Annotated in this window: 18 protein-coding genes; 4 read left to right on the top strand and 14 right to left on the bottom strand. The window is 60.0% G+C overall.

All coding sequences use genetic code 11. From position 1 onward, the window contains the following. Positions 1–6 precede the first annotated feature (6 nt). Positions 7–1,812 carry a lipid A export permease/ATP-binding protein MsbA gene (gene msbA / locus AD662_RS02630; RefSeq protein WP_018614111.1) on the bottom strand — a complete coding sequence of 602 codons (1,806 nt, stop codon included), beginning with the start codon at positions 1,810–1,812 and terminating at the stop codon, positions 7–9. Positions 1,813–1,820: 8 nt separating this feature from the next. Further along, positions 1,821–2,999 carry an O-antigen ligase family protein gene (locus AD662_RS02625; protein ID WP_053177871.1) on the bottom strand — a complete coding sequence of 393 codons (1,179 nt, stop codon included), beginning with the start codon at positions 2,997–2,999 and terminating at the stop codon, positions 1,821–1,823. A gap of 107 nt (positions 3,000–3,106) precedes the next feature. Between AD662_RS02625 and AD662_RS02620 the strand changes: the two genes are divergently transcribed. Continuing rightward, a complete protein-coding gene (locus tag AD662_RS02620; protein WP_018614107.1) occupies positions 3,107–3,718 on the top strand; it encodes a protein kinase family protein in 612 nt (203 codons plus the stop codon). Here the strand turns inward: AD662_RS02620 and AD662_RS02615 are convergent. The 12 genes from AD662_RS02615 to glnE all read right to left on the bottom strand — a co-directional run bounded on the left by AD662_RS02615 (position 3,698) and on the right by glnE (position 19,669). Then, positions 3,698–4,801 carry a glycosyltransferase gene (locus AD662_RS02615; RefSeq protein ID WP_053185319.1) on the bottom strand — a complete coding sequence of 368 codons (1,104 nt, stop codon included), beginning with the start codon at positions 4,799–4,801 and terminating at the stop codon, positions 3,698–3,700. The two genes, AD662_RS02620 and AD662_RS02615, sit on opposite strands and share 21 nt — an antisense overlap. Positions 4,802–4,987: 186 nt before the next feature. Then, positions 4,988–5,944, bottom strand: coding sequence for a glycosyltransferase family protein (locus AD662_RS02610; protein ID WP_018614102.1), 957 nt, complete (start codon positions 5,942–5,944; stop codon positions 4,988–4,990). 70 nt (positions 5,945–6,014) lie between these two features. Further along, the gene (locus AD662_RS02605) at positions 6,015–6,923 is read right to left on the bottom strand and encodes a DUF6625 family protein (protein WP_024617991.1); all 909 of its coding nucleotides are present in this window, start codon (positions 6,921–6,923) and stop codon (positions 6,015–6,017) included. Positions 6,924–7,073: 150 nt separating this feature from the next. Continuing rightward, on the bottom strand, positions 7,074–8,204 hold the full coding sequence (locus AD662_RS02600; protein WP_053185316.1) for a glycosyltransferase: 1,131 nt from the start codon (positions 8,202–8,204) through the stop codon (positions 7,074–7,076). Beyond that, positions 8,188–9,945 carry a carbamoyltransferase family protein gene (locus tag AD662_RS02595; protein ID WP_018614096.1) on the bottom strand — a complete coding sequence of 586 codons (1,758 nt, stop codon included), beginning with the start codon at positions 9,943–9,945 and terminating at the stop codon, positions 8,188–8,190. The genes AD662_RS02600 and AD662_RS02595 overlap by 17 nt, the downstream gene beginning before the upstream one ends. A gap of 252 nt (positions 9,946–10,197) precedes the next feature. Continuing rightward, positions 10,198–11,637 (bottom strand): lipopolysaccharide kinase InaA family protein, encoded by a 1,440-nt coding sequence (locus tag AD662_RS02590; RefSeq protein WP_053185313.1) that lies wholly within the window; start codon positions 11,635–11,637, stop codon positions 10,198–10,200. 91 nt (positions 11,638–11,728) lie between these two features. Further along, positions 11,729–12,463: a lipopolysaccharide kinase InaA family protein gene (locus AD662_RS02585; protein WP_018614092.1), complete on the bottom strand. Its 735-nt coding sequence runs from the start codon at positions 12,461–12,463 to the stop codon at positions 11,729–11,731. After that, positions 12,463–13,269, bottom strand: coding sequence for a lipopolysaccharide core heptose(I) kinase RfaP (gene rfaP, locus AD662_RS02580; RefSeq protein WP_053177867.1), 807 nt, complete (start codon positions 13,267–13,269; stop codon positions 12,463–12,465). Before rfaP ends, AD662_RS02585 begins: the two co-directional genes overlap by 1 nt. Next, complete coding sequence (locus AD662_RS02575) at positions 13,266–14,390, bottom strand: glycosyltransferase family 4 protein (RefSeq protein WP_053185310.1); 1,125 nt, start codon at positions 14,388–14,390, stop codon at positions 13,266–13,268. The genes rfaP and AD662_RS02575 overlap by 4 nt, the downstream gene beginning before the upstream one ends. Continuing rightward, positions 14,390–15,448: a lipopolysaccharide heptosyltransferase I gene (waaC, locus tag AD662_RS02570; protein ID WP_018614087.1), complete on the bottom strand. Its 1,059-nt coding sequence runs from the start codon at positions 15,446–15,448 to the stop codon at positions 14,390–14,392. The genes AD662_RS02575 and waaC overlap by 1 nt, the downstream gene beginning before the upstream one ends. A 1-nt stretch (position 15,449) precedes the next feature. After that, entirely contained in the window at positions 15,450–16,484 is a 1,035-nt protein-coding gene (waaF, locus tag AD662_RS02565) for a lipopolysaccharide heptosyltransferase II (RefSeq protein WP_018614085.1), read from the bottom strand. Positions 16,485–16,717: 233 nt separating this feature from the next. Further along, a complete protein-coding gene (glnE, locus tag AD662_RS02560) occupies positions 16,718–19,669 on the bottom strand; it encodes a bifunctional [glutamate--ammonia ligase]-adenylyl-L-tyrosine phosphorylase/[glutamate--ammonia-ligase] adenylyltransferase (RefSeq protein ID WP_018614083.1) in 2,952 nt (983 codons plus the stop codon). 382 nt (positions 19,670–20,051) lie between these two features. On the opposite strand from glnE, the gene aceE reads away from it, so the two are divergent. The 3 genes from aceE (at position 20,052) to AD662_RS02545 (ending at position 26,161) form a co-directional block, all read left to right on the top strand. Then, positions 20,052–22,697 carry a pyruvate dehydrogenase (acetyl-transferring), homodimeric type gene (aceE, locus tag AD662_RS02555; protein WP_014336242.1) on the top strand — a complete coding sequence of 882 codons (2,646 nt, stop codon included), beginning with the start codon at positions 20,052–20,054 and terminating at the stop codon, positions 22,695–22,697. A gap of 11 nt (positions 22,698–22,708) precedes the next feature. Next, positions 22,709–24,343 carry a dihydrolipoyllysine-residue acetyltransferase gene (aceF, locus tag AD662_RS02550; protein ID WP_053185308.1) on the top strand — a complete coding sequence of 545 codons (1,635 nt, stop codon included), beginning with the start codon at positions 22,709–22,711 and terminating at the stop codon, positions 24,341–24,343. Positions 24,344–24,769: 426 nt separating this feature from the next. Then, a complete protein-coding gene (locus tag AD662_RS02545; RefSeq protein ID WP_053185305.1) occupies positions 24,770–26,161 on the top strand; it encodes an alkaline phosphatase D family protein in 1,392 nt (463 codons plus the stop codon). Positions 26,162–26,164: the final 3 nt, after the last annotated feature.

The raw sequence follows: 26,164 nt of genomic DNA, 5'->3' as shown, positions 1-26,164 counted from the left end.
TCGTATTCAGGCGATGTCCTGGGCCGGGGCATCCAGCCCCATGGCGTGAAGACGCGCGTAATAGCCGTTTTGCGCGAGAAGTTCGCCATGGCTGCCGCGCTCCACGATACGCCCCTGGTCCATGACCAGGATCAGGTCGGCTTTTTCGATCGTGGACAGGCGATGAGCGATGACCAAGGTCGTGCGGCCTTTCATGACTTGGTCCAGCGCGGACTGGATATGCCGCTCGGACTCGGTGTCCAGCGCTGAAGTCGCCTCATCGAGAATCAGCAGTGGGGCGTTTTTCAACAACGCCCGGGCAATGGCCAGTCGCTGACGCTGGCCACCGGACAACAGCACGCCATTTTCGCCCACCTCGGTATCCAGGCCTTGGGGCAGTTGCTCGATGAAATCCATCGCGTAGGCGTCTCGGGCGGCTTTTTCGATATCGGCCCGCGGCGCACCGGCCAGGTCGCCATAGGCGATGTTGTTGGCCACTGTGTCATTGAACAACGTGACGTGCTGGGTCACCTGGGCGACATGGCGACGCAAGTTGCGCAGTCGATAATCTTCAATTTCCACGTCGTCGAGTAGAATCTGGCCGACTTCGTGGTGATAAAAACGTGGGATGAGACTGGCGAGCGTCGATTTGCCACTGCCCGAACGCCCTACCAGGGCAATCATCTGCCCAGGCGCTGCTGTGAAACTGATGTCCTTGAGCACCTCTCGATCGGCACCTGGGTAGGTAAAGCTCAGGTTGCGCACATCGAGACGGCCGCTGACGCGCTCTTGCTCTACCGTGCCGGTGTCGACTTCGGGTTCGACATCCAACTGTTCGAAGATGCTTTCCGCGCCCGCCACCCCTCTCTGGATCGTAGAGCTGACTTCGGAGAGCTGCCGAATCGGCTTGGGCAGCAAACCCGCCGCGGTGATATAGGCCACCAGGTCGCCCGCCGTCGCTTCGCCGCGCAAGAACAACACGAGGAACATCAAGGCCGCCATGGCGGTGTAGATGACCAATTGCAACATCGGCGTATAGACCGCGCTCGTGCGAGTCATGCGCAATTGCTTATCCGTATTGCTCTGGCTGGCACTGGCAAAGCGTTTCTCTTCATACGCCTCACCGCCAAAGCTGCGCACGACGCGGTAGCCCTGGATGGTTTCGGAGGCTACGTGGGTCACGTCGCCCATGGCCACTTGAATCTTTTTGCTCTGCTTGCGGAATTTCTTGCTGGTACTGCTGACCATCACCGCGATGAGCGGCAGGATCGCCAACATGACAAGCGTCAGCTTCCAGTTCATCCATACCAGGTACGTGAAGAGAAACACCACGGTGAGACCTTCGCGAATCACGACCTTGATGGCGTCGGTGGCCGCACCGGTGACCATGGTCACGTTGAAGGTGATCCGAGAAATAAGATGCCCTGAGTTATGGGTATCGAAGTATCGGTTGGGCAGCACCAGCAGCTTGTTGAACAGCTCGACGCGCAAATCATGCACCAAGCCCAGCGAGACCCTGGCCAAGTAGTAGTTCCCCAGGAACGACCCCAGGCCCTGCCAGGCAGCGATCAGGATGATCAACAACGGCACGGCCATCAGCAGTTTCAAGTCCTGCAGGTACGGCACATTGGGGAAAAGTACCGCATCGGGATTGCTCAAGCCGTCGACGAAATACTTGAGAATTCCGGCCAGCATGGGCTGGGTGGACGCGAATATCACGAAGCCCACGATACTCAGCGAGAAAATGCCTATGTAAGGTCTGACGTATCCCAGCAACCGTAGATAGATCTTCAGGCTGGAATCCTGTTCCGCTTTAGGCGGTGCGTCACTCATCGTCGAGCTCACTGGTTAGGAAGAGCGCGGGATTTTATCACAGCCACCGGGTTTGGCCGCGCCCAGGTCAAAACGCTGGCCAGGCCAATCGGCAACCAACTGATAAACCATTCGGCACGCGGGGTTCCCGTCAGGCTCGCAGCGTCGAACTGCATCGCCAGAAGCGAGAATATCCACATGCCTAATACGCCTTGGCCCAGCAGGGTATCTTTGGTACGCCAAGCCTCACGCAGCACAGCGAACCAGACGAGACACCATAGCAACAAGCCTGGCAAGCCCAGCTGAATGGCAATGTGGGTGAACAGATTATGAGCGTGATCGAATAATCTACCGCCAACAGGGACCCGATAATCACCTGCCAAACCAATACCCCCCCATGGACGCTCGGCAATCATTTGCAGGCTCGACATGAAGATTTCAGGGCGATAAGAAGCACCACGAGCCATCACCAGGGGTTCCAGCAGCCAAAAGGTCAGCATCGCCAGCACCAAAACCGTGGCGGAGATGACGCGGGTACGCTGGTCCCGGCAGTAAAGCGGCATGGCCAGTACGCTGAGCAACAAGGCCAGCGCCGCGCCGCGACTTTGGCTCGTCACGACAAACATCCCTAACATTGCCAAGGCCACCCCCCAAAGGATTTGCAGCCCTGTTTGGCGCGGCATCCAGTGCAACATCCAGATTGCCGCCAGTCCCGCCACGTATGCTCCAAGAATCGGATGGGCCAACTTGCCCAGCCCTTCCAGGCGCGCCGTCCATTGATGCCCCTCGATACCGTAATATCTGACAAGGCTTAACAAGGCGATCAGTGCGAGCCCCAGGCCACCCCATTGCATAAAACGGATCACACGCTCCGGACGACCATCGGCAAAGATCGCGAAAAACAGCAGGAACACCATGATGTAGAACAAGCGTTTTATTTCGCGGACGGGCTCGGAGGCTTCGGCCCAGGACAGGGTAATCAATGCCCAGACCGCCAGCGCCAACAAGGCCAGATAAATAAAGCGTTGTGCCCGCCACAGCTCCAGCAAGCGATTGCGGGCAGGCCAAGCAAACAGGATCGCCGGCAACCATAAAAAGACAACCAGCCCTTGTTGATAGATTTTATTGGTCGGCGCCAGCGCGATAGCGAGCAAAAACCATAACAAACCAAATGCCATCCACCCCTGAACCCAACGTGACCCCTGCATCTATCGCTCCTAAACGGCATTCCAACCAAACTGGCATAGTGAAAACAAAAACTTTTGGGCATCATGACCCGTCATGGCACCCGTTCTTTCGACAAGGTTTTTCTATGATGCAGTCCTCACGGCTTTCCGAAGGCGCTTTGAATCAATTGATTGAAGGCGCAAGTATTCTGGAAACCGATAGCTACGGCCCAAAAGTCTATCTGCTACGGGATGGAAATATCCTTAAGCTGTTTCGCCGCAAACGGCTCATTTCTTCGGCTCTTCTAAAGCCTTATTCACGGCGATTCATTGAAAATGCGGCCCGTCTGCGGGAGCTCGACGTACCGACGCTTCACGTTCAAGCGTTCTTCAAATTGGAAAAGCCTGGAATAACTGCAGTACTGTATCGACCACTCCCCGGAAAAACTTTGCGCCAACTATCGAATCAGGAGCGATTCAGCTGGCAGCCTATCCTTCCTGCGCTGGTCGAGCTCATCCGCCAATTGCACACCAGCGGCATTTATTTCCGCTCGTTGCATCTGGGCAACATTGTCGTCACACCTGAAAACAGATTGGGATTGATTGATGTGGCTGACATGCGCTTCCTGCGCTCACCACTGCCACGTTACCTGGCACGCCGCAATCTGCAGCATTTCGCTCGCTATATTACCCGAGAGAACCTGAACGAAAGCTTTCCGATGCAGGCGCTGGAAGACGCTTTATTTCCCACCCGAGATTAACCCCTGGGCGGTCCGGCAGAAGCTCACCCACGCCTCGTCCGGTGCCAATGCCTGGTATTGCGCCGCCGACACCGCATCGGTCTGAGCCAGCGAGGCTCTGATAATTGCCTCGCTCCACGCGATTGTTTCGCCAGCAGGTACATACCAGCCGACATCGGCCAACTGCTCCCGAAACACGGCCAGATCACTGGCGAGTACCGGAATACCGGACAGGACTGCTTCTTGAAGAATGAGGCCAAGCCCCTCTTCAAAAGAGGGGATCATCACCCAATCGAACGCTTTGTATAGCTTAACGACATCCTCCTGATGCCCAGCCAGCATCACCTTACCGGCCAAATCCGGTTGGGCGACTCGCGCTTCCAGTGCCCGGCGAGCAGGCCCTTCGCCGACTATCACCAAGCGCCAGTCAGGCTGATCCAAAGCAGCAATGGCAAAAGCTTCCAAAAGGCTGGAGAAGCCTTTTTTTTCCACCAGCCGCCCTATCGCACCGAATATTCGAACCCCTGCCTGAGGCAACCCCAACCGGGCACGCGCCTCTTCGCGAGTGACAAGACGGGATTGGAATGCGACGGGATCGAAAGCACTGCGCAAGGCGGTGACCTGGACGCCCAACTCGTCCTGAAGCGAGGCTGCCAGTGTCTCGGAGACTGCCGCCAACACCAGGCGGGAGGAAGGAAAGTCGCGCAATAGCTGCTTGCTCTTGGCGTTGAACCGTGTCGCGCCGTGGAAAACAACCACCACCCGAACGTGCGGCAACGACTTCAGAACGGGTAACAGCGTACGAACCACACCAATACCGTCGAGGAGCACCACTCGGGCTTCGTCATCGAGCAAAGCCCGGCGAAAACGGCTATGCATCCAGGGTTTGAGCAAACGCCAGAAGTGCCGGCCCTTGAGCCGGGCTGAAGCCAGGTTCCATTCCCGCGCCGCGCCCATGTTTTCCTGACAAGCGGATGCCGAGCCTTGCAGGAGCCACGTCTTGACGGGCAACGCAGAATCAATCTGTGAAATTATCTGACAATGGACCTTATGGACCGAAGCAAATGGTAAACCGCCTGCCCACATAACATTAACAATGCTCATTGAGCAGCAATCCTTCTAACTCGGACCGGGATTCACGCTTCGAGATACTCAATCGTTGAAAAGCCAACCAACACCGGCTCCGAGCAAGAGGATGAGTACGAGCATGATTTGCTCACGCTCCGAAAACCACACCGAAACACCGTTTAATCAAATACCGTCCGGCACTCGGACGGCCTCTCGTTTCTTTCATATGCCCAGCTTCTGACGCCACTTCTCAAGCAAACTCAACGGCTCACGCAGCCGCAGCGGTGGCTCCAATGCCTCCACTATTTTTTCCCCAATACGCGCAAAACCAAACTGTTCCAGCGCAAGACTTTCGCCGTTACGAGCGATACTGTGCGCCAGTTCTGGATCGGCACGCAGCCTTGAAAGTTTTTCCTGGAGGTGCGGGATATCCCGATATAGCACAACGTTATGCATATCTTGCAAGCCCAGCGCACGTGCTTCCTCAGCACCCTGATCGAACGCCAACAGCACGCAGCCGCAAGCCATGGCCTCGAAATTCTTGATCATGAATTCGCCCATGCCTACATCGGCGCTGACGAAAAAGCGGACACGGTTCAAGGTGTCACAGTACTCTTCGCCGGACTGGGTGCGGGTCACAACCAGTGGTTCAACACGCGCCAGTTCGTCCAACAGCTGCTTGCGAGCGCTATAGGCAGCGCTTTTGACGCTTCCGACGAAGGCCAACTCGATATCCCGCTCACGGCCCTGATTCTGCAATAACGATCGATCGTAGCCCTTGGGCACGAAAACCGCATCGAAACCTTCACCACGCAAACGTTCGGCAACCATGAAGCCGGAACTGATCACCCGCGCCCAGGGCAGCCGACGGTAATGCGCACTGAACTTGCCCGTGTATTTGCAGGGTATGTAATTCTGATAGGCGTCGTGCTCGAGGATCACCAGGTTGGGGATCGTGCGGATGAAGCCGGCCTGACGAATTTCCTGCTTGAAGCGCAGGAAAAATACGATCCGATCATAACGTGATACGTCTACATGGCGGCGGAAGTACCCCCGCAGGTTGCGTTGTTCCTTGCTGTCGAGCCAGCGCAAGTCGCATTCGCAATGAGCGGCCACGCCTTCGTAGAGTCGGTCCAGGATGGCCCGCTGTTCTTTCTGCACCAAAAACAGAACTTTCATCGTTTTCCTTGCGGCACTGAACGACTTGATAAACACCCCGAAGCCGAACCGGTGCGCCCAGTCAGCATGGTCATCGGACCGCAGTAGCGCTCACTAATAACGTTCCCGGGTGGAAACCCTTCGCGTCGATTTCCCAGGCAGGCGATGCCGCCAATTGTTGTAGCCATGCAGGGTCTGGCATGGGCAAGGCCGGCCACTCATTGTGCTTCCAGGTTATGAAATGAAAGTACGGAAACGTACGATCTCCATCCCGGTCATTGGTCAGGCGGCCGTTGCGCCAGTACCAGCGCTGGGGGAAGTTCTTCGTACCGTCATGCCACTTTATACAGCCGCCCGGCGTGCTGAACGCTTCGGTGAATTCGCTGCGTCGACGCCACGGATTGAATTTACCCACCAGGGTAAACAGAGGTCGGGGAAAATTCTTTCGCCACAAGAAAATACGGCTGAACGCCCCTTCGTCCAGCGCATGATGCTGATCATCGGCGAAGCGTTCTTTCCAGTTCTTGATCAGCTTGAAGACTTCACGTGTGCGTGCGGTGTTGCGCATCAAGCACAAGTGACCAGCAACACGTCGCTCATGAGTTGAGAAGAGATCATGAGCGGCCAGGCGTTCAGCTGTGAAGTACTCACGAAGATTGCCGTACAACAAGTCGATGTCGCCATAAGCCCAAAAATCATAACCTTCGAGACGGTCGACATGAATATAGCCAAGGGCAGGTTTGATATCACACAGCTTGTAGGCCTGTGCTGGCCTGAAGTCGATGCCCAGTCGCTGGGAAACCAACCGGCAATAGGCCTCGAAGGTAATGGTTTCGACGGTCACATTGGGCGGCAGATTTTCCGGCACACCACAATCACTGAACAACAACCAATCAATATCAGCGTTACGTCGACAGGTTTCCAGAAACAACGGCATCCAGAACGGCCAGCGTCCAAAATAGGGAATGACAAAAAGAATACGCGGGCAAGGATTGATCACAATAAACTCACATTCACTAACGAGAAGGACATAAGGCCCCCTTTAGGTGCTGTTGTGCTCGGCAGATAATAACAGCCGGGAACGCGCGTGACGCCTGAGTGCCGGGCGAAAAAAACAGCCTCTCGCACCCGCCTCGAAATCGGGTAGATATCAGTTCCTCGGTGCCAACTCAAGGACTTGAGGCAAACGCCAAAATGCCTTGCGCACAGCGTAATCCGAAAAACGTTCATGCAAGCGCTCAAGCATCAGTTCGGCACACTGGCGACGTTGCAGATCATCCATCGCCGCCAGGTGTTGTAGCCCTTGGGCCATATGTTCGGCGTCGCCGAGCGGAAACAGTATACCGACTCCCTCTACCACTTCCTCCGCGCCGCCGCACGCTGTAGCCAGCAACGGAACGCCCGCAGCCATGGCCTCGAGCAGCACCATGCCGAACGGCTCATGATCCGAGCTCAGGACAAAGGCATCAAAGGCGCGAAAATAACGGCGCGCGTCAGGCACCTGACCTAGAAACAACACACGATCGGCGACGCCCAGCTCCAGGGAGAGCTCCTTGAGGTTACGTTCCAGCCGCCCCTTCCCCAGGATCGCCAACTGGCTATTGGCCGGCAAGTAGGGCAGCGCGGCGGCAAAACCTCGAAGCAGCGTTGCCTGATCCTTGTCCGGATGCAGGCGGCCAACATTACCAACAATCCAGGCGTTTACTTCGAGTCCGAGGGTGCTCCGCGCTTCGTCCCTGGGGACCTGGTGGGCTTGCAAAGCATCGGGATCAATGCGGTTGTAGAGGGTCTGGATTCGACTGGCCGGCCATTTTGGCAAGCAATGGCGGATGTCGTCACGCACCGCGTCGGAGACCGCGAGCAAGCCCAGGCGCTTGCGAAAGACATGGGCGAACAGCCGGCGCGTACGCCGCTGGTAATCACCAAAGGCATGGTGCACGCCTATTACCGGCAAGCGAGTACCGAGCAGAGCGATGTAGACCGGCTTGAAACGATGGGCGATACAAAAACTGAAGTTGCGCGAGGCGACGATCTTGCGCAGATCGGCAATGGCACCCAACTTCAAGCTTCTGATTTCGCTGGAGCTGTACTCCATGAACAGCACCTCGTCCGAGGCGCAACCGGCGGCGACTTCAGCATCGGCCATGCCAGTCAGGAATACCGTGGTCACACGATACCCGGTGCCCACGAACAGACTGGCGTATTGACGGGCGCAGTCCAGGAACGGCCCATCATAGCCGTGGCAGAACTGCAGCACATGTCGCTCAGCCGAGCGTGTCATAAGCATCTACGCCGTCTTTGACCACCAGAATATCTTCCATGATCAGGTACTGCAGGTCGGAGCCAAAGAACATGTTCAGCGCGTCGGTGGGCGAGCAGATCATCGGTTCGCCACGACGGTTGAGCGAAGTGTTCAGCGACACGCCGTTACCGGTCAGGACTTCCAGGGCCTTCATCATGTCGTAGTAGCGCGGGTTGTATTCGCGCTTGAGCACCTGGGCCCGGGACGTGCCGTCTTCATGGACAACTTCCGGCACGCGGGTTTTCCACTCTTCGGCCACTTCGAAGGTGAAGGTCATGAACGGCGCCGGGTGGTCGACCTTGATCATCTGCGGCGCAACGGTGTCGAGCATCGATGGGCAGAAAGGCCTCCAGCGCTCGCGGAACTTGATCTGCTCGTTGATCCGATCGGCCACGCCGCTGGCGCTTGGGCAACCGATGATCGAACGACCGCCCAAGGCGCGCGGGCCAAACTCCATGCGCCCCTGGAACCAGGCCACCGGGTTGCCGTCGACCATGATCTTGGCGATGCGCTCGGGGGTGTTGTCGATCTTGCGCCACACAGGCTTGCTCGGATGACGGGCACACGCAGCGATCACGTCTTCGTTGCTGTAGGCCGGGCCGAGGTAGACGTGTTCCATCTTCTCTACCGGCACGCCACGGGCGTGGGACACATAAGCCGCCGCACCTACCGCAGTACCGGCGTCACCGGAAGCCGGTTGCACGAACAGCTCCTTGACGTCGTCGCGGGCGATGATCTTCTGGTTAAGCTTGACGTTCAACGCGCAGCCACCGGCGAACGCCAGCTTGCCGGTTTCCTTGAGCACGTCGCCCAGGTAGTGGTCGATCATTTGCAGCGCAAGCTTTTCGAACAGCGCCTGCATACTCGCCGCGTAGTGGATGTACGGTTCGTCGGCGATGTCGCCTTCGCGTTTCGGGCCGAGCCATTCGATCAGCTTCGGCGAGAAGTAGAAGCCCTTGCCCTTCTCTTTATAGCGGCGCAGGCCGATCACGTTGGCGTAGTCGGTGTTGATCACCAGTTCGCCGTTTTCGAACGAGGCCAGGCGCGAGAAATCGTACTTGGTGGCATCGCCATAGGGCGCCATGCCCATGACCTTGAACTCACCGTCGAGCATTTCAAAACCGAGGAACTCGGTGATCGCGCCGTACAGGCCGCCCAGGGAGTCCGGGTCGAAGAATTCCTTGATCTTGTGGATCTTGCCGTTTTCGCCGTAGCCGAAGAAGGTCGTGGCGTATTCACCCTTGCCGTCGATGCCCAGGATCGCGGTTTTTTCCTGGAAGCCCGAGCAGTGATAGGCGCTGGAGGCGTGGGCCAGGTGGTGCTCGACCGGCTCGATCTTGATCTTTTTCGGATCGAAGCCCAGTTGTTCCAGGCACCAGACGATCTTGCGGCGATAGCGCTTGTAACGACGATTGCCCATCAGGATCGCGTCAAGGGCGCGGTCCGGGGCGTACCAGTAACGCTTGGCGTAGTGCCAGCGCGCCTCGCCGAACAGGCTGATCGGAGCGAAGGGGATCGCCACCACATCGACGTCGGAAGGCTTGATGCCGGCCTGCTCCAGGCAGAACTTCGCCGACTCGTAGGGCATGCGGTTCTTTGCATGTTTATCGCGTACGAAGCGCTCTTCCTCGGCCGCCGCGATCAGCTTGCCGTCAATGTACAACGCAGCGGAAGGATCATGGCTAAGGGCGCCGGACAGGCCAAGAATCGTCAATGCCACAGGGTCTAGCCTCTTAATGTCTGCATACGGGCGACAAGCGCCGCGGAAAATGGATGTGCCGCGCGCCAAGGGGGCGGGGCAGCTAAAGGGCGGGATTATAACTTAAAAGCGCTGGCAAGCCTCGTAGGAGCTGCCGAAGGCTGCGATCTTTTGATGTTGATCTTTCCCTTGACCCTCAAGTGATCAAACAAAGATCGCAGCCTTCGGCAGCTCCTACGCAGGAGACGTACCGAAGCAGCTATCGGGCATCATTCAAAAACTTTTGGGCAACCGCTGATCAATCACCCGATACAGCGCACTGTCCTGCGGCCAATTGCGCATGAACCGCGCCCGATCCCGGGCGTAGGCCGGGGCGAAGCTGGCGTGGGTGCGGTGTTGGCACATGGAATCCAGGTCGATCAGCACCCAGCGGTCGTTCTGCCAGAGCAGGTTGTGGCCCTTGAAGTCGCCGTGGCTAATGCGCTCTCGTATCAGGTCGACGAACAGCCGGTCCAGCGCCAGCAATTCAGCCTCAGGAGCGTCGCCATTTTCCACGTAAGGGGCGAAGCGCTCGATGACGTCGGGACCCGACAGATGCTCGGTTACCAGGTAAGCGCCGAGGCGCAACCACAGAAAACGCTTTTCAAACAACGCCAGCGGCTTGGGGGTGGCGATGCCGAGGAACGCCAGGCGATGCCCCTCGCGCCAGGCATGCCAGGCACGGCTCGGGCGCCAGAAGCGCTTGAGCCAGTGGGCGAAGCTTTTTATGTTATAGCGCTTGATCAGCAGGGTGCGCCCGCACACTTCGACTTTACCTACACTCGCCGACCCACCGTCCTTGTACAGATGGCCCTGGGCAAGCAAGGCATCGGCCTGCTCCAGCACGGGCGCCATGGCCGCCTCTTCATCACGGCGGATCGCCTGCAGGCCGAACGGCCCGCGCTTCACGCTGAACAAGCTGCACTCGCGCCCGACCTTTTCCAGAAAGTCCTTCAGACGCCAGGCCTGTACTTTGTCGATCTGTTTTTGCAACGCTTCCATGGGCAGTGCGTGCTCGGCGTTACCCAGCAGGTAATGCACCAACAACTCTTCATTGAACGGCTTGAGGGATTTGGGCAATTGGGCGAAAAACACCCCAAGGTTTTCGAGCACTTTGTGCCGCGACAGTGGTTGACCCGACGTTTCGGCGCGGATGCCGGCACCGTCGATCAAATAGAGCTTGCCGTCATGGCGCAACAGATTGTCCAGGTGCAGGTCTTCCTGCCACAGGCCTTTGCCATGCAGTTGCGCGATGGCCCCCAAGGCTTCGGCCAATACCGCCGTTTGATCATCGGCCAGCAATGGCAAGTGCTCGACCTGCTTCCAGGCGTCCCCCAGGCTCTCGGCGTCTTCCAGCAGTTCGAACAGCAGCCAGCCGCCTTCGCCTTCCTTCAGGCCATCGGCCAGCAGCAGCGGCGTCGTCAGCCCCTGCTCCGCCAGCAGGCGAACGCCTTGCAGCTCTCGCTGAAAATGCCGGGGCGCCTTGCTGCCCACCAGCAGCTTGGCCAGCACCGGCCGGCCACGCCAGACGCCGGCACCGACGTAGCGCTGCCCTGGCAATACTCTCAACAGTGAAAGCAATTGCAGTTGCGCCGGACCCGCCGCGTCCGCCAACTCCAGACTCAGCGGCAGGCTCGGGCTGCGTCCGGCGTTTTTCAGTTCGGACAAATTCATCAGCGGACCTCCTTATGGCTGCGTTGAGCGCCTGGGCGAGTCATCCATGGGTGCTCCGGCAGTGGCCGGCGTTCAGCGACCGAGAAACAAGTCATTCCCGCCCCTCGAAAAACCTCACCACGTGACGGATGCGTTTTTTGTCGCCCGCATCGAGCCGGTCGCGCTGGCAATATTGCAGGTAAAAGCGCAGACGCTGAGTGGCCGACAAATGATACTTGGCCACTTTATCGAGGCATGCCAAATCCTTGGTGATGCGGTACTTGAGCCAGAAGCCATGCCAGAAATCGCCATTGGGACAGTCGATCAGGAACAGCCGTGACTGGTCGTCGATCAGCAGGTTGCGCCACTTTAGATCGTTATGGGTGAAACGATGATCGTGCATGGTTCGGGTGTGGGCCGCCAGCTGACGGCTCACACCATCGACCCAGGCACGATCCGCCAGCCTTGGATCATGACGGTCGGCCAAGACCGAGAGATCCTCGGTATTAGGCAGCTCTCGCGTGATCATCGCACCACGGGCGTAGACTGCACCGTGACGCTCCAGCCCCCAGGCGACAATTTCGGCCGTGGGAATGCCCCACTTGGCGAAGCGTTTGAGGTTCTGCCATTCAGACTTGACCCGTGGCTTGCCCAAGTAACGCCGCAAGCCCTTGCCGGCCCCGGTGTAGCGCTTGACGTAATAATTCACGCCGTCGCGCTGTACCCGGATCACCTCCGACAGCGGGTCGCGAGTCAGGCGCTCCCCCTGGAGAGCAAACACCGCATCGAGGCTGCCAAAATCTTTTGTCAGCCCAGCGTAGGAAGGTTCCAGTACCCAACCCGACATCAGAGCGCGCCCCCGTAGCGCAGTTTGCGTGCATATAGCCTGTTGGCCTTGCCTTCGAGCCAGGTCAGCAGTGAAGCCTCTTCGACCAGCGTCCGGCGCAGCGGCTGCTGGAAATAGCCCTTGAGAAAACGCAACTTGTCGCGGCGAGTCAGACCAATGTCCATTATCGAAAAATACAGTGCAGCCAAGTCTTTGTTACGCCAGCGATTGGGGATGGTTTCGCGGACCTGCGCACGGTGCAAGTCAATCACCGAAAGCTTGAAATCTTCAGCCGTCACCGGCTTATCGGTGTGCAGCAGGAAGTGGCAGATGTAGCAGTCACGATGATTGACTCCGGCGCGGTGCATCATGCCGGTCATGCGCGCCACTTCGGCGATCAGCGCCCGCTTGAGCTTGGGCTCTGGAGGCTGCTTGACCCAGTCCATGCTGAAATCTTCGAGACTGACGGTCGGCGCCAGTTCTTCGGTGACGATGAACGAATGCTGGTCGGCTGGATTGCTGCCTTTCTCGCCATACGCAACGGCGGTCATGGTCGGCACCCCGACTTCCTGCAAACGCTGGATTGCCTTCCACTCCTGACCCGCGCCCAGTACCGGCAGCTTGGCGGTCAGCAGGTTCTTGAAGATCTCGCCCCAACCAATGCCGCGGTGGATCTTCACGAAAAAACCGCGACCGTCCACCTCCGTGCGCAAGGTGCGCCGGGCTTCCAGTTCACGATAGACCTCGCCCTTGAGCGCCTCGACTTCGGCGAACGCATCGCGCCCGGCCCAAAGGCTCTTGAACGGTTCGGCCAGCATCAACTTCATTGTGCTTGCTCCGCCAATATCACATCGGCCGCGTGCTGCGGCATGCTGTAGAGGTCGGCCGTCTCCGCGAAGGCCAGACCGTTGCGGCTCCAGGTCGCCCGGGCCTCGGCATCGTTCAACATACGCACCAGGTACTCGGTGAGCTGTGCTTGTTCGAACAGCTCGTCCAGCACCAGGCCACTGTCGGCCTCGGCGATGTAATGGGCGTACCCACACACCGCGCTGACCAGCACCGGCAACCCGGCCACCAGCGCTTCGAGCAGTACCGTGCCGGTGTTCTCGTTGTACGCCGGATGGATCAACAGGTCGGCGCCCAGCAGGAAGCGCGGGATGTCGCTGCGGCCCTTGAGGAACCGCACATTGTCACCGAGCCCCAGTGCGGCGCTCTGCAGTTGGAATACCTTGGGGTCGTCCTGGCCGATTACAAACAGCCGGGTGCGTTTTCGCAATTCGGTTGGCAGCGCGGCCAGGGCCTTGAGGCTGCGATCCACGCCCTTGGTCTTGAACCCGGAACCGATCTGCACCAGCAGCAGGTCGTCCTCGGCCAGCTCGAATTCGGCCCGGAACGCCGCGCGGATCTCGTCGGCGTCGGCAGGCCGACGGCGGTCCTGGGCGATGCCCGGTGGCAGCAGGTGAAAGCGCTCCAGCGGCGTGCCGTAGTGCTTGATGAACAGTGGCTGCTGGACTTCGGAGATCATCAGCACATCGGTCTTCGCGTCCTTGGCGAACACTGCCCGCTCGTACTCGGCGAAATGCCGGTAGCGGCCCCAGCGCCGGTACAGCGAATTGCGCAGGTTCTGCGCCTTGTCTTCGAAGCAGCCGTCGGCGGCGTAGTACACGTCCAGGCCGGGCATCTTGTTGAAGCCGATCAAACGGTCCACCGGGCGCTTGGCCAGGTCGGCCTCCATCCACGCACTGAGCTTCTCGTTGCGGCGATGGTTGAACAGCGCCTTGACCGGCGCCACCAGCACTTCGAAGCCGGGCGGCACGTCACCTTCCCAGATCAGCGTGTAGACACGGATCTGGTGACCGCGTCGCTGGCACTCCAGGGCGATGCGCATGAAGTCACGCTGCAGGCCACCAAAGGGGAAGTACTTATAAAGGACAAAAGCCAATTGCATCAGCGCGGCTCCTCAGCCAATAACGTGCTCAGGTGGCTGGCAACACGCTCGGGGTTCAGACGCGTGAAGCACAGGGGCTGCTCGCGTTTCAGGTCAAACCGCCGGGCATCTTCGGCGGTCGGCGGGTAAGTGCAATGTTTCTGCATGCATGGCGCGCAAGGGAAATCACTGGCAAGGTGAATCTGGCCCTTGCCATAGGCGCCGGTCAGCACTGGATTAGTGGGGCCGAGCAGCGAAATGGTCGGCACGTCCAAGGCCGCGGCCAGGTGACCGAGACCGGTGTCCACCGCCACGCAGGCCTGGGCGCCGGCAAGCACCTTGCCCATCCCGCCGAGGTTCAGCTTCGGCAGCACCAAGGCGTTACGCAGCCCGCTGGCGATGCGTTCGGCCCGGGCCTTCTCGGCCGGGTTGCCCCACGGCAATTTGACCACTACGCCGAACTGCCCCATGCGCTCGGTGAGCTGGCGCCAGTAAAGTTCGGGCCAGTGCTTGGACTCCCAGGTCGTGCCGTGCAGGAACACCACATAGGGATAGGGGCGTGGCAATTCCACCAATCGGTCGATGTCGAGACCATAGCTGCCCTGGGTCTGCGGCAAGTCATAACCCAGCGCCAGGGCAAATAGCTGCCGTACGCGCTCGACCGCATGCTGACCGCGAGCCACCGCCAGGCGCCGGGAATAAAAGCGCGCCGCCAGGGGCTCACGGGCCGAATTTTTATCCAGGCCGGCCACCGGGGCCTTGACGTAGCGGGTCAGCCAGGCGCTTTTCAGCAGGCCTTGGGCGTCGATGACCAGATCGTACTTTTCAGCGCGCACGCCCTGCTTGAAGCGTCGCCATTCGCCACTCTTGATGGTTTGCCAGAGGTTCTTGCGCCAGCGACGGATCGCTACCGCAATGACTTTGCCCACAGCCGGGTGCCAGGTGGGGATTTCGGCGAAGCCTTCTTCCACCACCCAATCGAACTTGATGCCAGGAATCGCCCGCGCCGCGTCGGTCAGCGCCGGCAGGGTGTGGACCACATCCCCCAGCGAAGAGGTCTTGATCAGCAATACCCGCAAGTTACCGAACCTCCACGGGTGTGCCCTGCAGACGCTCAAGGGCCTCGTTCACCGACGACGGCATGAGCTGGCGCAGGCAATTGTAATGACCGAAGCGACAGGTGCGGTCGAAGCACGGACTGCACTCGATGCCCAGGCGCACGACTTCGACCTTGTCGGCCAGCGGTGGCGTGAAGCCCGGCGAGGTGGAACCGTAGACCGCCACCAATGGGCGGTTCAGGGCCGCGGCCACGTGCATCAGGCCGGAGTCGTTGGAGACCACCGCATCGGCACAGGACAGCAGGTCGATGGCCTCGGCCAGGGAAGTGTCGCCACTGAGGTTCACCGACTCTTCCCGAAGCCCCGGGATCAACCGCGAGCGGATGTCTTCACCCACCGGGTGATCTTTTTTCGAGCCGAACAGCCAGACCTGCCAGCCTTCGCGAATCTTCGCCTCGGCAACCTGGGCGTAATGCTCCGCCGGCCAGCGCTTGGATTCGCCGAACTCGGCCCCCGGACACAGGGCCAGCACCGGACGATCCAGGCTCAGGCCGAACTTGGTCAGCGCCGCTTCACGGGTCACCGGGTCGATCTGCAGGCTCGGTCGTGGATACGGCTTGGGCAACTCGGTCCCAGGCTCGTAGGCCAGGGCCATGAAGCGCTCGATCATCAACGGATAGCGGTCTTTGTCCAGGGCGCGCACGTCGTTGAGCAGGCCGTAGCGAAACTCGCCACGCCAACCGGTGCGTTTGGGGATGCCGGCGAAAAACGGCACCAGCGCCGACTTCAACGAATTGGGCAACAGGATCGCCTGGTCGTACTGACCGGCCAGGGATTTGCCGATGCGCCGACGGGTCGCCAGCTCCAGCGCGCCGTGGCCGAGCGGGAAGCTCAAGGCCTTGCGTACCTCGGGCATGCGCTCAAGGATCGGCCGACTCCACTCGGGGGCCAGGACGTCGATTTCGCACTGCGGATGACGCTGTTTCAGGCACTGGAACAGTGTCTGCGCCATCACCATGTCACCGACCCAACTGGGCCCAACGATCAGAATATTCATTTGCTTTCCAAAAACGATACGGGGAGGCCTACGCCTCCCCGCCTCGAGAATCACTGTGGCTTAGGTCGCTGCCTGTTGCCCTAATCTACAACACCCCACCCATCAACGGTGGGAGCGAGCTGTGTGGGAGCAAAGCTTGCTCGCGATCCAGGCGCTGCGGTCCTCAAGAGACCGCGGCGTTTTCATCGCGGGCAAGCCTTGCTCCCACACAGCTCGCTCCCACATTTAAATCTTCAGCTCAGGCCCAGCTCCCGCCAGATCCGCAGTACCTGCTGGCGCTCGTCCACGAACTGATCGCCTGCGATCACCCCGGCATCTTTCTGCAAGGCCTGGCGGTGAGCGGCGGAGCGGTAGGCCTTGTAGGCTTCGCGCAACAGCGTGGCGTCCTCGGCCGGCATCAGCCCGACCTCCTGCAACCCGTCCAGGATGCGGATGTTATCGGTGTAGCGCACCAGCGACGGGTGTTCCTCGGACCACGCCAAGGCCGCGTATTGCACCATAAATTCAATATCGACGATACCTCCGGCATCCTGCTTGAGGTCGAAGGGTGCCGTGGCCTCGAAGGCATTCGGTGCGGTCCCGGCGGCGGTGGCCTTGCTGCCAAGGTTGTCGCGCATCTTGGCGCGCATCTCGCTGACTTCCTGGCGCAGCGTCGGCAAGTCCCGCTTGCGTCCCAGCACCTGGGCGCGGACTTTCTCGAACGCCTGGCCCACGTCCTGGCTGCCCACCAGCACACGGGCCCGCACCAGCGCCTGATGCTCCCAGGTCCAGGCTTCATTCTCCTGGTAACGGGCAAACGCCCCGAGGGAGCTGACCAGCAACCCCGATGCCCCGGACGGGCGCAGGCGCATATCCACTTCGTACAACTGCCCGGAGTTGGTCTGGGCGGTCAGCAGGTGAATGATCCGCTGGCCGAGTCGGGTGAAGAACTGCGCGCCGTCGATGGGTTTCGGGCCGTCGGTTTCCGCCTGAGGATCACCATCGTGGATGAACACCAGGTCCAGGTCGGAACCATGCCCCAATTCCAGGCCGCCGACTTTCCCATAACCGACAATAATGAAGCCCGGATCACACAGGCTGCCATCGGTGCGCAATGGCACGCCGTGCTTGGCGGTCGTCTGGCGCCAGGCCAGGGCCAGCACTTGTTCGAGAATCGCCTCGGCCAGCCAGGTCAGGTAATCGCTGACTTTCATCAGCGGCAGGCTGCCGGCGATTTCCGAAGCGGCCACCCGTAGGCGGTGCGCCAGCTTGAAATGCCGCAGCGCCTCCATTTGTTGTTCCAGGTCATCCTCGGGGATGCGCGTCAGGCGCTCACGCAACTCCGCCGCCAACTCCGGCGCCAAGGGCGGCTTGAACAGCCGGCCCTCGTTGAGCAATTCATCGAGCAGCAAGGGGAAACGGGTGATTTGCTCAGCAATCCACGGGCTCGCCGCGCACAACGTCAGCAAACGACGCAGGGCGCCGGGGTTTTCCGTCAACAGCACCAGGTAGGCCGATCGGCGGGCCACGGCCTCGACCAAGGGCAGCACCCGCTCCAGCACCAGGTCTGGATCGGCATGTTCCACGGCCTGGGCCAGCAGGCGTGGAATGAAGGCATCCAGACGCTCGCGTCCCAGGCGCTGCATGGCGCGCAGTTGCGGGCTACCGCGCAGGGCGGCCAAGGCCTTGAGGGCTTTGGGCGCATCGACGAAACCGCCCTCTTCCAACTGCCGACACGCCGCCTCTTCATCCTGGCTGTCTTCCCACAACGGCAACCATTCGCCGCCCACCACCACTTCGCTTTCGCCACCCTCTTCTTCATCCGGGTCGGCGATGACCTGGCCGAAATGCCAGGCCACACGCCCGCGCCAGTACATCAATCGTTCATGAAAGGCCGACCAGTCGGCAAAACCCAGCATGAACGCAATGCGCGCCTGATCCTGCGGACTATCCGGGAGCATCTGGGTCTGGCGGTCGGCGATGGCCTGGATCGCATGCTCGGTATAACGCAGGAACTCATAGCCCTGGCGCAGCTCATCGATCACCTTGCCCGGCAGGTACCCCTGGCCCTCCAGGGTGCCCAGCACTTTAAGCAGCGGGCGCTGCTGCAAGCTCAAGTCGCGACCACCATGAATCAGTTGGAACGCCTGGGCAATGAACTCCACCTCGCGAATGCCGCCCGAGCCCAGCTTGATGTTGTCGGCCAGGCCCTTGCGCCGCACTTCCTGCTGGATCAGTTGCTTCATGGTGCGCAGCGCTTCGATGGCGGAAAAATCCAGGTAACGGCGATAGACGAACGGGCGCAGCATGTCGAGCAACTGCGCACCGGCCACTTGGTCACCCGCCACCACGCGCGCCTTGATCATGGCGTAGCGCTCCCAGTCGCGGCCCTGGTCCTGGTAATACTGCTCCAGGGCATTGAAGCTCAGCACCAGCGCACCGGCCGAGCCGTAGGGACGCAGGCGCATATCGACGCGAAACACGAAGCCGTCGACGGTCATCGGGTCCAGGGCCTTGATCAGGCGCTGGCCGACGCGGATGAAAAATTCCTGGTTATCCAGCGGTCGCTTGACGCCCACGGTTTCGCCGCCCTCGGGGTAGGCGAAGATCAGGTCGATGTCCGACGACAGGTTCAGCTCCACGGCACCCAGCTTGCCCATGCCCAGGATGACCATCTGCTGCGGCTCGCCGCTGCGTCGTCCGGTGGGTACGCCGAATTGCTGGCTGAGGCGCTGGTACAACCATTGATAGGCCTGGTCGATGCAGGTGTCGGCCATGTCCGAGAGGTCGCGGCAGGTCTGGACCAGGTCGGCCTGGCGGGTCAGGTCGCGCCAGATGATCCGTACCTGCTGGCGGGTGCGCTGGCGGCGCAGGACGCGGCCCAGTTCTTCTTCAGTCTCGGCGGCCTGCACGGCGGCACCGATCTGCGCGCACATTTCACCGGGCGCCAGGCTGCGGTCCAGTTCGCCGCTGCGCACCAGCTCCAGCAGCATCACCGGGTCACGGACGCTCTGTTCGATGACAAAGTCGCTGGCGGCGGCAATACGGTTGAACGCCTCCCAACGCTGCGGGGTCCAGGCCGACAGCCCGTGGTCGTCGTCGAACAAGGCGACCACCGCACGGAACGACTGCTCGGCACGACTGACCAATGACTGGAGAATGGCCGGTACCGTTTCCGGTATTGGGGCAAGCGAGGGCAGGCTCATGGTCTATCCTTGATCGGCGCGGGAAAGGCTCGATGTAGTGTTTTTTTAAAAGACACTACCTGATCGACTGTCGAACAAAGATGATAAATAGCTGAAAATCTGATTTTATTGGCAGCCGGCATCAAGTTTTTACCTGTACGAGTTGGCTAAAGACCAACAGTAACGATTATTCTCACAACGAAACGAGGGGCCAGAAGCCGCTCATGTGTAGTTTTACTACTCGTCTATACATTCGAAAGGCTGAAACGGCCGACGATTTGTAGTAAAACTACACGCCGCCGAAACAACCTTCGGCAATCCAAGAATTTATATCGTCTGCCCACAAGGCCAGTCGCAAACTCAGGCAACCGATTCTGGTAGCCTTTCCGCCCTGGAGCAAGCCATGCAAGACCTCGATCCCGTCGAAACCCAGGAATGGCTGGACGCCCTGGAATCGGTTCTCGACAAAGAAGGCGAAGACCGTGCTCACTATCTGATGACCCGTATGGGCGAACTCGCAACCCGCAGCGGTTCGCAATTGCCTTACGCCATCACCACGCCGTACCGCAACACAATCCCCGTCACCCACGAAGCACGCATGCCTGGCGACCTGTTCATGGAACGCCGCATTCGCTCGTTGGTACGCTGGAACGCGATGGCCATGGTGATGCGTACGAACCTGAAAGATTCTGACCTGGGCGGTCACATCTCCAGCTTCGCCTCCAGCGCAACCCTGTACGACATCGGCTTCAACTACTTCTTCCAGGCCCCGACCGACGAACACGGCGGCGACCTGATCTACTTCCAGGGCCACACCTCCCCAGGTGTCTACGCCCGTGCGTTCATGGAAGGCCGCATCACCGAAGAGCAGATGAACAACTTCCGCCAGGAAGTGGACGGTCAGGGCCTGTCGTCCTACCCGCACCCTTGGCTGATGCCCGACTTCTGGCAGTTCCCGACTGTATCCATGGGCCTGGGCCCGATCCAGGCGATCTACCAGGCACGTTTCATGAAGTACCTGGAAGCCCGTGGCTTCATCCCGGAAGGCAAGCAGAAAGTCTGGTGCTTCCTGGGCGATGGCGAGTGCGACGAGCCGGAATCCCTCGGTGCGATCTCCCTGGCCGGCCGCGAGAAGCTCGACAACCTGATCTTCGTCATCAACTGCAACCTGCAGCGCCTCGACGGCCCGGTTCGCGGCAACGGCAAGATCATCCAGGAGCTCGAAGGCGTATTCCGCGGTGCCCAGTGGAACGTGACCAAAGTCATCTGGGGCCGTTTCTGGGACCCACTGCTGGCCAAGGACGTCGACGGTATCCTGCAACGTCGCATGGACGAAGTCATCGACGGCGAGTACCAGAACTACAAAGCCAAAGACGGCGCGTTCGTGCGTGAACACTTCTTCAACACGCCTGAACTCAAGGCAATGGTTGCAGACCTGTCCGACGACGAGATCTGGAAACTCAACCGTGGCGGCCACGACCCGTACAAGGTCTACGCGGCGTACCACGAAGCGGTCAACCACAAAGAACAACCCACCGTCATCCTGGCCAAGACCATCAAGGGTTATGGCACCGGTGCTGGCGAAGCGAAGAACACTGCGCACAACACCAAGAAAGTCGATGTCGACAGCTTGAAGTTGTTCCGTGATCGTTTCGACATTCCGGTCAAAGACGACGAACTGGAGAACCTGCCGTTCTTCAAGCCAGAGCCAAACAGCGCCGAAGCCCGCTACCTGAGCGAGCGCCGCACTGCACTGGGCGGTTTCGTGCCGCAGCGCCGCGCGCAAAGCTTCAGCGTGCCAACCCCATCGCTGGATACCCTCAAGGCTATCCTCGACGGCTCGGGCGACCGTGAAATCTCCACCACCATGGCCTTCGTGCGGATCCTCGCGCAACTGGTCAAGGACAAGGAAATCGGCCCGCGCATCGTTCCGATCATTCCGGACGAAGCCCGTACCTTCGGTATGGAAGGCATGTTCCGTCAGTTGGGCATCTACTCCTCCGTCGGCCAGCTCTACGAGCCAGTCGATAAAGACCAGGTGATGTTCTACAAGGAAGACAAGAAGGGCCAGATCCTCGAAGAAGGCATCAACGAAGCAGGCGCCATGAGCTCCTTCATCGCTGCCGGCACTTCGTACTCCAGCCACAACCAGCCGATGCTGCCGTTCTACATCTTCTACTCGATGTTCGGCTTCCAGCGTATCGGCGACCTGGCCTGGGCCGCTGGCGACAGCCGCACCCGTGGCTTCCTGATCGGCGGCACCGCTGGCCGGACCACACTGAACGGCGAAGGCCTGCAACACGAAGACGGTCACAGCCACATTCTGGCTGCCACCATCCCGAACTGCCGCACCTTTGATCCAACCTACGGCTACGAGCTGGCGGTGATCATCCAGGACGGCATGAAGAAGATGACCGAAGAGCAACAGGACGTCTTCTACTACATCACCGTGATGAACGAGTCCTACCAGCAGCCAGCCATGCCGGCCGGCGCCGAGGAAGGCATCATCAAGGGCATGTACCTGCTCGAAGAAGACACCCGCGAAGCGGCGCACCACGTCCAGTTGATGGGCTCCGGCACCATCCTGCGCGAAGTGCGTGAGGCAGCGAAGATCCTGCGTGAAGAATTCAACGTCGGCGCCGACGTCTGGAGTGTCACCAGCTTCAACGAACTGCGTCGCGACGGCCTGGCCGTAGAACGCAGCAACCGCCTGCACCCTGGCCAGAAGCCAAAGCTGAGCTACGTCGAAGAATGCCTGAACGGCCGCAAAGGTCCGGTCATCGCCTCTACCGACTACATGAAGCTGTTCGCCGAGCAGATCCGCCAGTGGGTTCCTTCCAAGGAATTCAAAGTGCTGGGCACCGACGGTTTCGGCCGTAGCGACAGCCGCAAGAAACTGCGTCACTTCTTCGAAGTCGACCGTAAGTTCGTTGTGTTGGCAGCCCTGGAAGCCCTGGCTGACCGTGGCGATATCGAACCCAAGGTGGTGGCCGAGGCCATCGTCAAGTTCGGCATCGATCCAGAAAAACGCAACCCACTGGACTGCTGAGGAGAATTTTCGTGAGCGAACTCATTCGCGTACCTGACATCGGCAGCGGTGAAGGTGAAGTAATTGAACTGTTTGTGAAGGTCGGCGACCGTATCGAAGCCGACCAGAGCATCCTGACGCTTGAATCGGACAAGGCCAGCATGGAAGTGCCTGCGCCGAAGGCCGGTGTCATCAAGAGCCTGAAAGTGAAGCTGGGCGACCGCCTGAAAGAAGGCGACGAACTGCTGGAGCTGGAAGTCGAAGGCGCCGCTGCGGCACCTGAAGCGGCTGCACCGGCTGCTGCCCCGGCGGCGGCTGAAAAGCCTGCCGCTGCACCGGCTGCTGCGGCAGCTCCCGCCCCGGCAGCCGCACCTGCCGCTGCCACGGTCCAGGACATTCATGTCCCGGACATCGGTTCGTCGGGCAAGGCCAAGATCATCGAAGTGCTGGTCAAGGTGGGCGACACCGTCGAAGCCGACCAGTCGCTGATCACCCTGGAATCCGACAAGGCCAGCATGGAAATCCCATCGCCGGCTGCCGGCGTGGTGGAAAGCATCGCGGTCAAGCTGGAAGATGAAGTGGGCACAGGCGATTTCATCCTCAAGCTGAAAGTAGCCGGTGCCGCCGCACCTGCCGCACCCGCCCAAGCCGCTGCGCCTGCCGCCAAAACTGAAGCCGCTCCGGCTCCGGCTGCCGCGCCTGCCGCCAAGGCCGAGGCTGCTCCGGTTGCCGCCGCGCCTGCGCCAAGCGGTGCCAAGGTGCACGCCGGCCCTGCGGTGCGTCAGTTGGCCCGTGAATTCGGTGTCGAGCTGTCGGCCGTTGGCCCAAGCGGCCCACACGGTCGCGTGCTGAAGGAAGACGTGCAGGCCTACGTCAAGGCCATGATGCAGAAAGCCAAGAACGCACCGGCCGAAGGCGCCTCTGGCGGCGCGGGCATTCCGCCGATCCCGGCGGTGGACTTCAGCCGCTTCGGCGAAACCGAAGAAGTGGCCATGACTCGCCTGATGCAGATCGGCGCGTCGAGCCTGCATCGCAGTTGGCTGAACATTCCCCACGTGACTCAGTTCGACCAGGCTGATATCACTGAGCTGGAGGCCTTCCGCGTCGCGCAGAAAGCCGTGGCGGAAAAGGCCGGCGTGAAGCTGACCGTGCTGCCTCTGCTGCTCAAGGCTTGTGCACACCTGCTCAAGGAACTGCCGGACTTCAACGCCTCCCTGGCCCCGAGTGGCAAGGCTGTGATCCGCAAGAAATACGTGCACATCGGCTTTGCCGTCGACACCCCGGAAGGCCTGCTGGTACCGGTCATCCGCAACGTCGACCAGAAGAGCCTGCTGCAACTGGCTGCCGAAGCCGCTGCCCTGGCCGAAAAAGCCCGGAACAAGAAGCTCACCGCCGACGACATGCAAGGCGCCTGCTTCACCATTTCCAGCCTCGGCCACATTGGCGGCACCGGCTTCACGCCGATCGTCAACGCGCCGGAAGTGGCGATCCTGGGTGTTTCCAAGGCCACCATCCAGCCTGTCTGGGACGGTAAAGCCTTCCAGCCGAAGCTGATGCTGCCACTGTCGCTGTCCTACGATCACCGTGTGATCAACGGCGCCGCCGCTGCACGCTTCACCAAGCGCTTGAGCGACCTGCTGGGCGACATCCGCACCATCCTGCTGTAACACCGGGCGGCCCTCCCTTGCGGAGGGCCATTCGGCGCACTGTTTTCCGAGCGCCACGCTCGTACCTCAACCCCGTCCGTTTGGCGGGGCTTTTTTTTGCCTGGAATTCAGGCCAGGTACAGGGAGGTTGGATGTGCCGGCCTCATCGCGAGCAGGCTCGCTCCCACAATGACTTGTGGTGCTGCACCTTAACTTGAAGCCAACCAAGCCCCCTGTGGAAGCGAGCTTGCTCGCGATGGCGGTCTGTCAGGCAACCCGGCATTTTCCTACCCCGCAAGTTTTAAATGACTACACCCCCTGTTAGTCATTACCCACAACTTGCGCCCCCTTCCCTATCGATATTTATGACGCGCCGGGCTTTAGCATCAAACCACCAGGCAACTGGATGCTTGTACCCCACTATTAAAACTTCGAATGGATTCGAATATGTTCAAACCTACCGTTGGCCCCATTGTCGGCCACACGACAACGGATCACGCCCGGATATTCCTGCGCGGCGATCACGACAACAACCGGGTATTCGCCGGCATTCGCCACCGGCGCCAAGGCGATACACGCTGGTCGAAAGGGCATTTTGTCCAACTGAAGGCCAACCGCGACATGTCCGATGTCATCGTGCTGAAAGGCCTTCAACCCGACACCGCCTACGAATACCAGGCCGGCTGGTTCAGCCCCCTGAGCCCGACCCATACCGTGGAAACCGTCCAGGAACTGCCGCTGCAATGGCCCAGGAACACCTACTGCTTACGCACCCCGGCCAGCAAAACCGATGGGCCACGCGCTTATATCGTGGGCTCTTGTCGCTACTTGCGAATCGCCGCCGGCACCCCGTTGCTACCGGGGCTTGGGGACCGCACCTTTGCCGGCATCAATCGCCTCGTGGAACAGGCCGACCCGCCGATCAGCGCGGTATTGATGACCGGCGATCAGGTTTATCTGGATGACCTGAATGTCATCGGACCGGACCGAACCTATCAGAACATCCTTTTCAGATACCGATCGGTATTTAGCCAGCCGCATATCCGCAAACTGATGTCTGGCACCCCTACCTACATGATCCTTGACGACCATGAGATCGAAGACAACTGGCCCGCCAGGAAAACCGGTAACGACGATGTTCTATACGCCAATGCCATGGGCGCTTATGGGCTTTATCAGGCCAGCCACGGGCCCGCCCATGAACTGTCGAGCGACGGAACATTACACAAGTCGTTAACCCGCTACTGGTACACCTTCACCCACGGCGATATCCAATGGTTCGTCACCGACAGTCGGACGCAACGCAACCTGTCGGCGCACGATCGGCGCATCCTCGACGAGGAACAGGAACAGTCCCTGCTCCAATGGCTTATCAACAGCACCGCCCGGGTCAAACTCGTCGTGACCAGCGTCATGTTCTTCCCTGACAGCAAGCACGATGACGGCGACGCCTGGCAGGCGTTCCCGGAACAACGCCTGCGCCTGCTGGAAACCATACGCCGCCATCGGATCAAAAACGTGGTTTTCGTCTCGGGCGATGTCCACGGCTCCATGACCAGCCGCCTGCGTCATAGCGAGGATCCTGATTTCGAGGTCAACACCGTGGTTTCCTCGCCGTTCTACAACAGCAAATTGCTGCCTTTTGCAAAAGCCTCGGATTTTATTTTCCACAGGCCGATGGCCCGCACCCAAAGTGGTGAGTACCGCTATGAACTGACCAGCAAAGTGGTGAGTCAGGACAACTTCGCCCACCTGCATGTCACGGCCCAGAGCCTTCAAGTCACCTTCCACGACCGGGACGGCAACCCCTTGCAGGCAGTCGATATCCCACTGCAATGATTT

The organism is Pseudomonas kilonensis, assembly GCF_001269885.1.
Taxonomy (GTDB): Bacteria; Pseudomonadota; Gammaproteobacteria; order Pseudomonadales; family Pseudomonadaceae; genus Aquipseudomonas; species Aquipseudomonas kilonensis.
Note: the sequence above shows the minus strand (reverse complement) of the source record. Positions and strands in the feature narration are given on the sequence as shown.